The organism is Stenotrophomonas sp. AG209, assembly GCF_003550055.1.
Lineage (GTDB): Bacteria > Pseudomonadota > Gammaproteobacteria > Xanthomonadales > Xanthomonadaceae > Stenotrophomonas.
The window spans coordinates 336,271-349,135 of record NZ_QXDB01000004.1 but is presented as its reverse complement, the minus strand read 5'-3'; the positions used below and the strand labels follow the sequence as shown (position 1 = coordinate 349,135).

General features: G+C 60.0%; 10 protein-coding genes. 6 read left to right on the top strand and 4 right to left on the bottom strand.

Annotated elements, in window-relative coordinates:
- The first annotated feature begins 86 nt into the window (after positions 1 to 86).
- Entirely contained in the window at positions 87 to 677 is a 591-nt protein-coding gene (locus tag DFO63_RS18580) for a malonic semialdehyde reductase (RefSeq protein ID WP_049443517.1), read from the top strand.
- Positions 678 to 752: 75 nt separating this feature from the next.
- Positions 753 to 1,460, top strand: a complete 708-nt coding sequence (locus tag DFO63_RS18575) for a YceI family protein (protein WP_005415047.1) — start codon at positions 753 to 755, stop codon at positions 1,458 to 1,460.
- Between the two features lie 196 nt (positions 1,461 to 1,656).
- Here DFO63_RS18575 and DFO63_RS18570 read toward each other — a convergent pair whose 3' ends face one another.
- Positions 1,657 to 2,058, bottom strand: a complete 402-nt coding sequence (locus DFO63_RS18570) for a hypothetical protein (protein ID WP_119007555.1) — start codon at positions 2,056 to 2,058, stop codon at positions 1,657 to 1,659.
- Between the two features lie 207 nt (positions 2,059 to 2,265).
- Between DFO63_RS18570 and DFO63_RS18565 the strand changes: the two genes are divergently transcribed.
- Positions 2,266 to 3,099, top strand: coding sequence for a hypothetical protein (locus tag DFO63_RS18565; protein WP_119007554.1), 834 nt, complete (start codon positions 2,266 to 2,268; stop codon positions 3,097 to 3,099).
- Between the two features lie 73 nt (positions 3,100 to 3,172).
- Here the strand turns inward: DFO63_RS18565 and DFO63_RS18560 are convergent, their stop codons facing one another.
- Positions 3,173 to 3,970, bottom strand: a complete 798-nt coding sequence (locus DFO63_RS18560; protein ID WP_119007553.1) for a siderophore-interacting protein — start codon at positions 3,968 to 3,970, stop codon at positions 3,173 to 3,175.
- Positions 3,971 to 4,030: 60 nt separating this feature from the next.
- Positions 4,031 to 4,591, bottom strand: coding sequence for a PadR family transcriptional regulator (locus DFO63_RS18555; protein ID WP_014035775.1), 561 nt, complete (start codon positions 4,589 to 4,591; stop codon positions 4,031 to 4,033).
- Between the two features lie 546 nt (positions 4,592 to 5,137).
- On the opposite strand from DFO63_RS18555, the gene aceE reads away from it, so the two are divergent.
- From aceE to DFO63_RS18540, 3 genes are all read left to right on the top strand, one after another.
- Positions 5,138 to 7,825, top strand: coding sequence for a pyruvate dehydrogenase (acetyl-transferring), homodimeric type (aceE, locus tag DFO63_RS18550; RefSeq protein WP_046984452.1), 2,688 nt, complete (start codon positions 5,138 to 5,140; stop codon positions 7,823 to 7,825).
- A gap of 156 nt (positions 7,826 to 7,981) precedes the next feature.
- Positions 7,982 to 8,689, top strand: a complete 708-nt coding sequence (locus DFO63_RS18545) for a hypothetical protein (RefSeq protein ID WP_147416474.1) — start codon at positions 7,982 to 7,984, stop codon at positions 8,687 to 8,689.
- Positions 8,679 to 10,961, top strand: a complete 2,283-nt coding sequence (locus DFO63_RS18540) for a DEAD/DEAH box helicase (protein ID WP_119007551.1) — start codon at positions 8,679 to 8,681, stop codon at positions 10,959 to 10,961. The genes DFO63_RS18545 and DFO63_RS18540 overlap by 11 nt, the downstream gene beginning before the upstream one ends.
- A gap of 555 nt (positions 10,962 to 11,516) precedes the next feature.
- Here DFO63_RS18540 and DFO63_RS18530 read toward each other — a convergent pair.
- On the bottom strand, positions 11,517 to 12,446 hold the full coding sequence (locus tag DFO63_RS18530; RefSeq protein ID WP_119007549.1) for an HNH endonuclease signature motif containing protein: 930 nt from the start codon (positions 12,444 to 12,446) through the stop codon (positions 11,517 to 11,519).
- Between the last annotated feature and the right edge of the window lie 419 nt (positions 12,447 to 12,865).

Here is a 12,865-nt window from a genome sequence, read left to right as displayed (position 1 = left end):
TCGCGACACTCTACACTGCGGCTCGTCGATTCGCCCCGCGCCGCCCGCGGGCACTGACTTCCCTTAGCCGCCCTGGAGATCCACCGATGTCCCACGCGCTCGACGCTGCTGCCCTCGATCAGCTGTTCCGCACTGCCCGTACCCAGAACGCCTTCCTCGACAAGCCGGTCCCGGCCAGCCTGCTGCAGGAACTGTACGACCTGGTGAAGTGGGGCCCGACCGCGGCCAACACCACGCCGGCCCGCTTCGTCTTCGTCACCTCGAAGGAAGCCAAGGACAAGCTGGCCCCGGCCCTGTCCGAAGGCAACCTGGCCAAGACCATGGCCGCCCCGGTCACCGCCATCATCGGCTTCGACCTGGACTTCCACGAGAAGCTGCCGTACCTGTTCCCGCACACCGATGCCAAGGCCTGGTTCGACGGCCCGCAGGAAGGCCGCCACGAAGCCGCCATCCGCAACGGCAGCCTGCAGGGTGCCTACCTGATCCTGGCCGCACGCGCGCTGGGCCTGGATGCCGGCCCGATGTCCGGCTTCGATGCGGCCAAGGTGGACGAAGCCTTCTTCGCTGGCACCTCCATCAAGTCGAATTTCCTGGTCAACCTGGGTTACGGTGACCCGGCGGGCCTGTTCCCGCGTCTGCCGCGCCTGTCGTTCGACGAAGCGGCGCGCATCGCGTAAGTCGCTGTATCGATTCCGGGCCGCCCCCTTGGCGGTCCCTGCTGTACCCACCCTACGATCCGGAGAGTTCCTGAGATGAGCGCCACCCGTAAACTGCTGCTGCCGCTGGCCCTGACCCTGGCCATCGCCGCCTGCTCCAAGCCGGCCGACACCGCTGCCCCGGCGGCCGACGCCGCCGCCCCGGCCACCACCGAGCAGGCCGCCACCCCGGCTGCTGATGCCGCCGCCGCTGCGCCGGCCGCCGAAGCGATCAAGATCGCCTCGGGCACCTACAAGCTGGACCCGAGCCACACCGACGTGCTGGCGCAGTGGAGCCACTTCGGCTTCTCCAACCCGAGCGCGCACTTCGGCAACGTCGAAGGCACCCTGGTGTACAACGCCGAAGACGTGACCAAGTCCACCGTGGAAGTGAAGCTGCCGCTGAGCGGCCTGAACAGCTTCACCGCCAAGTTCGACGAGCACCTGAAGAGCGCCGACTTCTTCGACGCCGCCAAGTTCGCCGATGCCACCTTCAAGAGCACCAAGGTGGAAGCCGCTGGCACCAACAAGCTGACCGTCACCGGCGACCTGACCATCAAGGGCATCACCAAGCCGGTCACCCTGGACGTCACCGTCAACGGCGGCGGCGAGCACCCGATGGCCAAGGTTCCGGCCGCCGGCTTCGATGCCACCACCACCCTGAAGCGCAGCGATTTCGGCGTCGGCGCCTACGCCCCGAACGTCAGCGATGAAGTGAAGATCCGCATCACCACCGAAGCCACCGGCGAAAAGCCGGCCGCTTGATGCACCCCACTCACTCGTCGTGAGAAGGCAGAAGGCCCGCTGAAAAGCGGGCCTTCTTTTTGGGTGCTGCATGCGAGGTGCCCGATGCCGATGGGGTTGCCGGCCAGCGGCCGGCACTACCCGGTAGGTGCCAACCTGCATCGGCTGGGAGCGGACCTGCATCTGGTGGGTGCGGACCGTTGGTCCGCACGATCCCTCAGCGCAGCGCGCCCAACCACACCCCACACGCTTCGCTCGGGCTCTGCTTGGCCTTCACCGCCAGCCCGCTCACGCGCACGAAGGTCTGCGCGGCCTGTGCCACCACCTGGCGTGCGATCAGCGCCGCCTGCTTGGTCGCGGCCTGCTGCTTGCGCAGCTGCACGATGTTGATCGAAGGCCGACCGACCGGCGCATATTTCTGGTCGCGGCGCAGCACATCGGCCACCTGCGCCACTTCGAATTCGGCCTGCAGGTAGCGGTGCTGTGCCTCCACCAGCTCACGCAGCGGTACGCGCAGGGCAGCGGTTTCGGCGAAAGCAGCCAGTGCCGCATCGCAGGCGGCGTCATCGGCAAAGCGGGTACGCAGCGCATCCACGCTGGCCAGGGTCAGTTTGGCCATGTGGCCCTCGTTGCTGCAGGAAAGGAGCGCGATTGTCGCATTGCTTGCCGGGTCGTGCCGGCCGCTGGCCGGCAATTGCATGGGAGTGTGCGGACCAACGGTCCGCACCCACCCGTCGATGGCGGTCCGCGCCCACCGAAGGCGGAGCAGCCGAGCGTGGGCTCGGCTCTACAATGGTCCGCTGTACCACCCACGGAAGGAAGATCCATGCAGGACGCGCAGTATTGGTTGAACGAATTCTGGACGGGCCTGAGCGTGCTCGATCTGCTGGGCGGCAGCCTGCTCGGCACGCTGCTGGGCCTGGTGCTGGGCATCTTCGCCTGGCGCCGGCTGCACCGCCGCGGTTGGCTGCAGCGGCGCAAGCGCTGGCATCACTGGTTGCTGGCCAGCTACGTGGTGCTGTTGCCACTGGTGACGGCTTTCTTCGGCCTGCAGCTGGGCTTCACCGCCGGTGCTCACCGCGCGCTGTTCAAGCAGCTCGATCATTTCCAGCCGCACCTGCAGACCCTGGTGGAAGGCTGGAGCGAAGGCTTCACCGACTCGCTGGACGACCCGCGCATGCGCGAGGCATTGCGCAGCCAGGGCACGGTGGGCGATGTGGCCGACACCATCGCCTCGGCCTACCTCAGCGAACATCCGTTGCCCGGCCTCGAACGTCTGGGCAACGGCCCGCTGGCACGCGGCACCGGCTGGGTGATCGGCAAGGTGCGCGAAGGCCTGCTGCGCGGCATGGTGGAAGACACGCTGGTGGACAAGGCCGGCACGATCGGCCTGGAGCCCAAGGTGGTGCGCGAGGCGCTGACCATGCACGTCGATGAGCTGCTGCACACCCGTGGCGTGCTGCGGCTGGTGAAAGCGCAGATCAACGGCATGATGCCCGGCGTGTATTTCGGGCTGCTGTTGCCGTTGTTGATCATCGCGCTGCTGGTGGCGCTGGAGATCTGGGCCGCGCACCGGTTCGGGTGGACGCGGCAGGTGGCATCCAACGCGGTAGTGCCGGCCGCCGGCCGGCAACTGCAGGTTCCTGCCGAAGGTTCATGAGGTTGCCGGCCAGCGGCCGGCACTACCCATTCGAAGGCGTGCGGACCAACGGTCCGCACCTACCGTCTTTTGTTCAATCGCCGTCGGTTTCGTCCGGGTGGGCCTTCCAGTAGCCGGTCGAGCGGATCCAGTCGCGCGGCACGCCCAGGTGGCCTTCGATGAACTTGCGCATCATCCGTGCGCGGCGCGATTCGGTGGCGATCCAGTAGAAGACATCGCCGTCCGGCGCTTCGAAGTCGGTCAGCATGTCTTCCAGCAGGGTGCTGCTGGCCGCCGGGAAGCCGTTGCGCTCCAGCCAGTGGATGCGCACGTTCTCGTACTGTGGCAGGTCCTGGCGCTCGGCCTCATCGCTCACTTCGATGAAGGCCTGCACCTCGGCACCGTCCGGCAGCACGTCCAGCCAGCGGGCTATGGCTGGCAGCGCGGTTTCATCGCCGATCAGCACATAGGCGTCGTAGCTGTCGGCCACCACGAACGAGCCGCGCGGACCGCCGATCACCAGCACGTCGCCCGCCTGGGCCTGCTCGGCCCACGGCCCAGCAATACCCTGGTCGTGCAACACGAAGTCGATGGCCAGCTCGCCGGTTTCGTGGTCCCACCAGCGCGGGGTGTAGTCGCGCGACGGCGAGGGCTCCTTGCCGGCCGGGTAGCTGCGGCCTTCAGCGGTCAGCACCGGCAGCACCATCTCGCCGCTGGCGTTGGGGAAGAACAGCTTGATGTGGTCGTCGGCGCCGGGCGAATCGAAGCCGGCCAGATCGTCGCCACCCAGCACCACGCGGCGCATGTGCGGGGTGACCTCTTCGGTACGCAGCACGGTCAGTTCACGGAAGCGCACATCCAGGCGCAGGCGCGTGTTGTTGTGTTCGGTCATGGGGATACCTGCAAAGGTGTCGCGCGGGGGCGCGCGGCATGGGGGAGGACCTGGCTGGATTCAGTCTGGCTGGGTCGTTGAAAGTGGTGATGCCTCGCTACCGGCGGTACCGTTCAGCAGGGCAGACGCCCGCGTCAGCAGCGCCGCCACCTCGTCCGCCTCACCCTCGGCCCAGCGGCCGTGGTGATGCACCAGCGCCCGCTTGAACTCGCGCAGGGCCGTGGCCAGCGGCGGCGGCAGCGAGGCCTTGGTGATCTCGCGGGCACGGTCGAAGGCACGTCGCTGCGCCAGGCGTACCTGGGTGCGCTGCACCTTCAGCTCGAACTCGCCGGCGGCGGTGATGCGGAAGATCCGCTTGCCGTCCACTTCCTCGGCCTCGATCCAGCCGGCCTGCTCGAAGCTGGCCAGCAGCGGGTACATGGTGCCGGCGCTGGGCGTATAGGCCTGCATGAACTGGTTGCTGATCAGCTGCATCAGCTCGTAGCCATGGCGCGGCTGTTCGCCGATCAGGGCCAGCACCAGCAGGCGCAGGTCGCCGCGGCTCAGCACGCGCGGCTGGCCGTTGCGGCGGGGCACCGCCGGATCGGTGGAACGGGCTCTGGGAGAAGCGGTACGGCTCATTTCGATATATCGGTAAACGAGTGTGCAAACGATATATCGATATATCGAAGCCGGCAATCATCGATCCGGCCACAAGCAGGTCCGTTTTGGGCCACGGCCGCCTGGCGCGCACAGCAAAAGGGGCGCCTCTTGCAGGGCGCCCCGGCGATGCTGTGGAAGGGAGCAGGGCCGCCAGGCCCTTCACTCGCGGCCCACGCTGGACCCGCTGCCGGCACCAATCCAGAGGCAGATGCGACATGTTGTCGCCGGTTCAGTACACCCGCCCGGGGCGCACCTACGGCGGTGCCGGAGTTGCCCTACAACCGTCATCGGTAGCGGTAACACTGCGTCCTGCACATGGGCGCAGCGGCCCGCAAGCGACAGCCCGCGCAGCCGCCAAGGCCCGCCGCAGGGCCGTCAGCGGGCCTGGCAAGCCCCTTGCGGACACTGGCCGGTTGCATCCATACGCCTGCGTAGCCAAGTGACGAAAGCCCTTGGTGCGCTACACTTTGCGGTCTAGAAATCTATACAACAGTCGCGCGCGTGCGTGCGGTTATGGGAGCGCTAATGAACTGGTTGAACGAGGTGCTGAACAACGACCCGAATCCTGTGGAAACCCAGGAGTGGATCGAGTCGTTGAAGGCCGTTATTGATGTCGAGGGCTCCGAGCGCGCGCATCAGCTGCTGGAAGGCATGGTGGAACTGACCCGTCGTTCGGGCGCCTACCTGCCGTTCTCTCCCACCACCGAGTACGTCAATACCATCGAGCCGCAGCTCGAGGCCAAGAGCCCGGGCAATGCCGAGCTGGAATGGCGCATCCGTTCGATCATCCGCTGGAATGCGATGGCCACCGTGGTGCGCGCCAACCGCAAGCCGGGTGACCTGGGCGGCCACATCGCCTCGTTCGCCTCCGGCGCCACCCTGTACGACGTGGGCTTCAACCACTTCTGGCGCGCCCCGAGCGAAAACCACCCGGGCGACCTGCTGTTCATCCAGGGCCACAGCGCCCCGGGTATCTACGCGCGTTCCTTCCTGGAAGGCCGCATCAGCGAAGAGCAGCTGGACAAGTTCCGCATGGAAGTGGACGGCGGTGGCCTGTCCTCGTACCCGCACCCGTGGCTGATGCCGGAATACTGGCAGACCCCGACCGTGTCGATGGGCCTGGGCCCGCTGGCCGCCATCTACCAGGCGCAGTTCATGCGCTACCTGGAAAACCGTGGCCTGATCGAGAAGTCCGACCGCAAGGTGTGGTGCTTCATCGGCGACGGCGAGAGCGACGAGCCGGAAACCCTGGGTGCCATCGCGCTGGCCGGCCGTGAAGGCCTGGACAACCTGATCTTCGTGGTGAACTGCAACCTGCAGCGCCTGGACGGCCCGGTGCGCGGCAACGGCAAGATCATCCAGGAACTGGAAGGCGTGTTCCGTGGCGGCGGCTGGAACGTGATCAAGCTGCTGTGGGGCGGTTACTGGGATGCCCTGCTGGCCAAGGACAGCGACGGCGTCCTGAAGAAGCTGATGATGGAAACCGTCGACGGCGAGTACCAGAACTGCAAGGCCTTCGGCGGCGCGTATACCCGCGAGCATTTCTTCGGCAAGTACCCGGAAACCGCTGCGATGGTTGCCGGCCTGAGCGACGACGACATCTGGCGCCTGAACCGTGGTGGCCACGACCCGCACAAGGTGTACGCCGCCTACCACCAGGCCGTGAACACCAAGGGCATGCCGACCGTCATCCTGGCCAAGACCGTGAAGGGTTACGGCATGGGCAGCGCCGGTGAAGCGCTGAACCCGACCCACCAGACCAAGAAGCTGGACGACGAAGCGGTGCGCCACTTCCGCGACCGCTTCAACATTCCGGTGACCGACGCGCAGCTGGCCGACGGCCAGGTGCCGTTCTACCACCCGGGCCCGGATTCGCCGGAAGTGCAGTACCTGCAGGAACGCCGTGCCGCACTGGGCGGTTACCTGCCGCAGCGCCGCCGCAAGGCCGACAAGACCTTCGTGGCGCCGAAGCTGGAAGCCTACGACCGCCTGCTGAAGAGCAGCGGCGAGCGCAGCTACTCCACCACCATGGCCTTCGTGCAGAGCCTGAACATCACCCTGCGTGACAAGGAACTGGGCCCGCACATCGTGCCGATCGTGGCCGACGAAGCCCGTACCTTCGGTATGGAAGGCCTGTTCCGCCAGATCGGCATCTACGCGCCGTTCGGCCAGAAGTACAAGCCGGTGGACGCCGACCAGCTGATGTTCTACCGCGAAGACCAGAGCGGCCAGGTGCTGCAGCAGGGCATCAGCGAGCCGGGTGCGATCAGCTCGTGGATGGCCGCTGGTACCAGCTACTCGGTCAGCAACGTGCCGATGCTGCCGTTCTACATCTACTACTCGATGTTCGGCTTCCAGCGCGTGGGCGACATCGCCTGGCAGGCCGCCGACATGCGTACCCGCGGCTTCCTGCTGGGTGGCACCGCCGGCCGCACCACGCTGAACGGTGAAGGCCTGCAGCACGAAGATGGTTTCAGCCATCTGGTGGCCGGTGGCATCCCGAACGTGCGCAGCTACGACCCGACCTTCGGCTTCGAAGTGACCGTGGTTCTGCAGCACGGCACCAAGCGCATGATGGAAGACCAGGTGGACGAGTATTACTACGTCACCCTGATGAACGAGAACTACACCCACCCGGAAATGCCGGAAGGCGCGGCCGAAGGCATCGTCAAGGGCATGTACCTGCTGACCGACGCCGGCAAGCCGAAGAAGGGCGAGCTGCGCGTGCAGCTGTTGGGTTCGGGCACCATCCTGCGCGAAGCGATTGCCGCGGCCGAGCTGCTGGACAAGGACTTCGGCGTGACCGCCGACATCTGGAGCTGCCCGAGCTTCAACGAACTGCGTCGCGATGGTTTCGACGTGGAACGTGCCAACCGCCTGCATCCGGAAGGTGAGCAGCGCAAGGCCTACGTGACCGAGCTGCTGGAAGGCCGCCAGGGCCCGGCGATTGCCGCCACCGACTATGTGCGTGCGTATGCGGACCAGATCCGCGCGTTCGTGCCGATGTCGTACACCGTGCTGGGTACGGATGGGTTTGGTCGTTCGGATACGCGTGCGAACCTGCGCCGGTTCTTCGAGGTTGACCGCTACTACATCGCGCATGCCGCGATTGCGGCGCTGGCGAAGGAAGGGAAGATGACCGCGAAGGATGTAGCCCGGGCGATCAAGCAGTACAAGATTGATCCGGAGAAGGCTAATCCTGTTGGGGTTTGATTCCTGATAGGTGACAGAGAAAGCGGCCCATGTGGCCGCTTTCTTTTTGGTCAGCGGCAATTCGATTCACATGCTCAAGAACGAGATTCTGCATCCGATACCTGATAAGTTGAACAAACTCAGATCTGGCTTTCGGAGGAAAGGATGTCCGCTAGCGTGAGCTTCAAAGATGATGATTGGGGATGCGAGCACATCTCAATGATTGGTGATGATGCGCTGTCTATTATCTCTTGCAAAGTCTCCGTAACAGATCTCACTAAGCTATCCGCAAAACTCACTGAGACGGTTGTCGACACCTCGTGGATGTCGGACCTTGATCAGGGGACTAGACGGGCATATCAGAAGACCGTTGCAGAGACGTCTCGGGTGCTTTGCGAAATATTCAAAAAAGTGCCCAGCTCACCCGTGGCAGAGGACTTCGGGGAGCTTATGGTTTCGATTGGGTCCGCGCGGGCTCTGAAGTCGCTATTGGGACACACGGAAGTTCCTCTGGCGGAGCTCTGGAAACCACAGCTGAAGCAGAATGAAGGCTTCGACTTTCACACTGTCTGCCAGAATGGGTTCCTTAACTTTGGAGAAGCAAAGTACTCGGGGGTGTCCTCGCCACACGGCTTGGCGATTTCCCAGGCAGCCAATTTTGTTGAGGCAGAGAAGCACTTGAGAGATTATGTTCATCTTTCAAGAATATGCCCCGGTCCGGCGGCGCTTCTTAATGACGACAAATTTGGTGTGGTCGCGGCATTCTCTCTTCTAGGCAAAAATCATGAAGTCATAATGGGGAACGCTCTGAGATCTGCGATCGATTTTTCTAAGTCGAGAGGGATTAAGCAGATTTTCCTAGTGGGGGTCTCCAATGACGCCTGAATCAATTGCGAATGACAAGAGTCCATCAATAACACTTTCAGCAATTCTTGAGCGCCTCCACCAGGTCGGGCCGGACACGCAAGAGAAGCTGGAGGAGATTAGTCTATATCGCGAGTTTCACGAGGCTGTCTTCAAGGATTTCGAAGAAGACATAATTGCATCGATGGGGCTGTTCTATAAGCTTGGGGAGCCCAACAGCCTGTACTCCTTTCTGATGTCACGTATGGGAGAAGCGAACAGAGTGCAGGGCAATCAGGTTCTGACTCCTGTTCAAGCCAGTCTTGTTTCTGCAATACGGAACCATAAGCTGGTTTCGATTTCAGCGCCTACCAGTGCCGGAAAGTCCTACTCAATCCGAGACTTCATATCTCAGGGGGATGGCGACGCGATAATTGTCGTGCCGTCACGCGCCCTAATAGCAGAGTATGTTGGTGCCTTACGCGAACACTTCGCTCGCGATAAGAAGGTCATGATCATGCCCTTCGTTGATTCGGTGTTCAAGTCAAGAGCGCCGCGGCGAATATTCGTACTTACTCCTGAGCGAGCAAGAGATATATTCGATCCTTTGCTTGATCTAGATATTAGGGTCTTCTTTTTCGACGAGGCGCAGGTCTCAGATGAGGGGATGAGGGGGGTGGTCTTCGACCATCTGGTTCGCCGTGTGTCAAAGTATTTTCCTTCTGCAAGGCTGATATTTGCACATCCTTTCGTGAAGAACCCGGAGGCGCAATTCAAAAAGCACGGATTCCTAAGTGGTAACGCGTTCTCAAAATCTTACGAACAGGGTGCGGTCGGGAAAGTATTCATTCAAAGGCATGGGAATGGATCTGATTACTACTTTAGCCCCTTCTCAAAGCATGGGGAGCGCCTTCGCGATTGTGTTAAGTTCGAAGGGGATTTCTCGAAGTTCGCGCTCCATTCTGGAAAATCTATACTGGCTTACGTAACAAAGGGGTCAATATACAATGGAAAATTCATTGTAGAGTTCGAGGCTTACGTGGATTCCCTTCCCGTTTTAACGGATGGGAAGGCGATTTCAATTATTGATAGCGTCAGGAAGTTAGTCGGGGCTGATCAGGTAAATCATCGATCAAGAATGATAGAGCTTCTCCAAAAGGGCGTTGTTATTCATCATGGATCAGTCCCGCTAGAAGTTAGATTTCTTCTCGAAGAATACATTAGATTGGGTTATTGCAGGATATGCTTCGCGACCAGTACGCTCGCGCAAGGCGTAAATATGCCCTTCGACGTGGTGTGGCTGAACAGTATGAAAATTCATGCTGAAAATGAAGCGAAGCGATCTCTGGCGTTCAAAAATCTAATTGGTAGAGCCGGGCGATTGTCATCATCGGGTAGTTTTGACTACGGATACGTTTACACCAAAAGCGCAAAACTTTTAATCAAGAGGTTGGAGGATGAGTATTCATTGTCTGATCAGTCTTTAATTGAGTCCTTAGACGAAGATCGCTCTAGTGAGGATCGGGAGGTAATAGAGGCAATACGAACAGATCAATTCAACGATGACTTGCATATTCCGCAGACTAGAGCTGATCGTCTCTCCGGAGATGCTGCGCTTGGAGCAATGCGGGCCGTTCTTGAAATTCTCTACGTCGATGGAGTTCGCGTAAGAGATGCGCTTAGGGGGGCGGATAAGCGTTCCGAAAGGGCGCAGGTTGAGGCAAGTTTAAGGCTTATTTATGAAGCGTATATGGGGCGGCCATTGCTTGAAGGAGAGTACTCCGTTTTTCGGCAAGCAATTTTCATTCTGATTCAGTCTTTCTCTGGGAGAACTTTCAGAGAGATAGTTGGCATGCGGTTCAGTTCGATATCGAGGCGCGATGAGAAAGAAGCGCCCTATGCCGAATTTTCTCAGCCCGCCACTATCCTGCCAGATTCCAATCTCCACAAGGCGTTTTCGCTTTTTGAAAGGAATACTCCCAAGGATAAGGTTAGTTATGATGTTGTAATGTTTGACACGTATGACTACTTGGACAAAGTAATATCATTTTGTCTATTTGATGTTTTTGTTGCTGCGGCTCGAATTTATTACAGCAGCACAAAGGATGTGACGGCTCTTAAGTTCATGGAACTTATTAGATTCGGGACGAATGATGACGTGAATGTCATGTTGATGAGGTATGGTTTTCTGCCCGATCAGATTGAGGAGCTCCTGCCGCATGTTGTTAAGGTTGACGAGAATGAGATTGTCTTCAGGCCCAGCGTTGAGGGCGTTAGTCAAAAACTAAGATCAGTACTGACCTGGTACGTGTAAATTTAGGGGGTTAAGGATATGGCTGCGAAGCCAGTGCGTGTCGGTGAGAGGCACTTTCCTCGTCAGAAAGATGCGTTGGAATTTTTCAGCAAGATGCTAAATTCGTACGGCAAAGGCGATCGCGTATCTGACTTGGATGCGATAGATCTCGCTGCGCTGTTGTCTAAGCACATTAGTTACGAAGAGAAGGCGGGAGTGGGAGTTGACCACTTCATTGTTGAGGCTGACGGATATGGTGGGCAGTGTTTTTGGGTAGTTAGAAAAGATCTAACCAAGGTTGACTTCACTTATAAGCGTTGTGTAACTGGCATTTGGTAGTGCCCAGTTCGATGCATCTTCGATGAAAAGCGAATGACCAATTTTGGCGGCTGTCTGGCTGGTGATTGATTCAGAGAGGATAGCGGTGATCTGGTGGCAATTGAGGCTGGGCGGTCTCAACTGATCGATTGCCAGGGTAGGCAGGTCATTCGGCGTTCGCCGTGCATCAATCAGCTTGGCGACGCTATTGAGGTGTTCCCACCTCGATTTGGACGGGTCTGCGTCCTCGGGTATGAACTAGCGGAGGAGGCTCAGGTGAATATTGTCTGTGGAATGCAATGTGGAATGGCGGCTATCAAAAACAACGTCTCGGTGAAATTCCAAGAAGCTAAGTTGTTTCGCGGAGAAGACTCCACAACGAAGTGAAGCATACAATTTCAGACCAATACGAGCTTGTACGTCCGACGGTAGGCTGCTCGAAACTAGTAGGCGGCCGTTCGACGAAAAACTAATCCAGCCGCGGTCAAAAAGCATATCCGCATGCGGGGCCAGTAGGAGACCGTTCTCTCCATCAACTCGCTCGCTATGAGTACTATCCGCCCACGGCTTGATATGACTTGCACGAAGGAATCTCAGGTCCTCAATGCCGGTTAGCCGGCACCCCTTCTCAACGCCGATCAGACGCTCGCGGAACAGGCGTTGCTTCGTCCGCACTTCGGTTTCGCGTCTTCCGGTCGTCGCGCCAACGTCATCGATAGCGGCATCGATCTCTGCCTGGTCTGTCTCACCTGCCGCGAGGCCCAGTGAGGCTTCCAGTGATCTCAAGCGGAACACGATCGCAGATCTTGGCTGCCCTTCTCGATCTGGCGCGCCAGGTTGAACGTAGGAGGACTGGCACATGAACCTACCAAGGTAACGGTAGGGTCGCCCCTTACCCATCATCTGGAACACTATGAGCGTCTTGCCATCCTTGGCGTGCTCGCCGATCGCTCGGTTGCCCGCCACATACTTCATGTCTCCGACTTGACCCTCGCCGAAGTAATGAAAGACTTCGTCGTCGTCCCAAAAGTCATGGTAGCCGTGAGACACGCCGGCCTCGCCAGTGAATGCGATGACTAGCGGATGCTCCTTTGGTGTCGAAATGCCGCCTTGCCGTTGCCCGCCGAATACACCGTGGATCTGCTTTTGACGGTTGTAGAGCGCGCCCACCTCGAATGGGAGTTCCATCCTAGATCCCTGTCCCAGAAGCTAAGTGCCCAGGATTCTAGCCAGAACCACGTTTCTTGTGTCATTGTTTGACGCATTCGGCTGTCGGGGCAGGGTGCAGATGGGGGCTATTTGGACGAGAGTGGAGGGCAGCTGTTCTCAGGTGCGCTCAAGTTCCTCCTGCGTCTCTCTGGTGAGCCCCATCCATCTTTCCAGCGCTGTAGCTCTATTGCATCGCCTGCGACCGTAGACATGGTGGCTATCAGAAGACTTGGCCCAGAGTTGTCCACGAACAAAATGGCATCGCCACGTACGCTCATATCAAAGAAGCGTCTACTGGAATCATGCTCTCCGATGGTGACGCCTTGGCAAGACAACGCTTCGGCAAAGCTCTCGGCGTCGGCCCGAAACAGGGCAAACTCCGACTCGGTGAGTCTTGG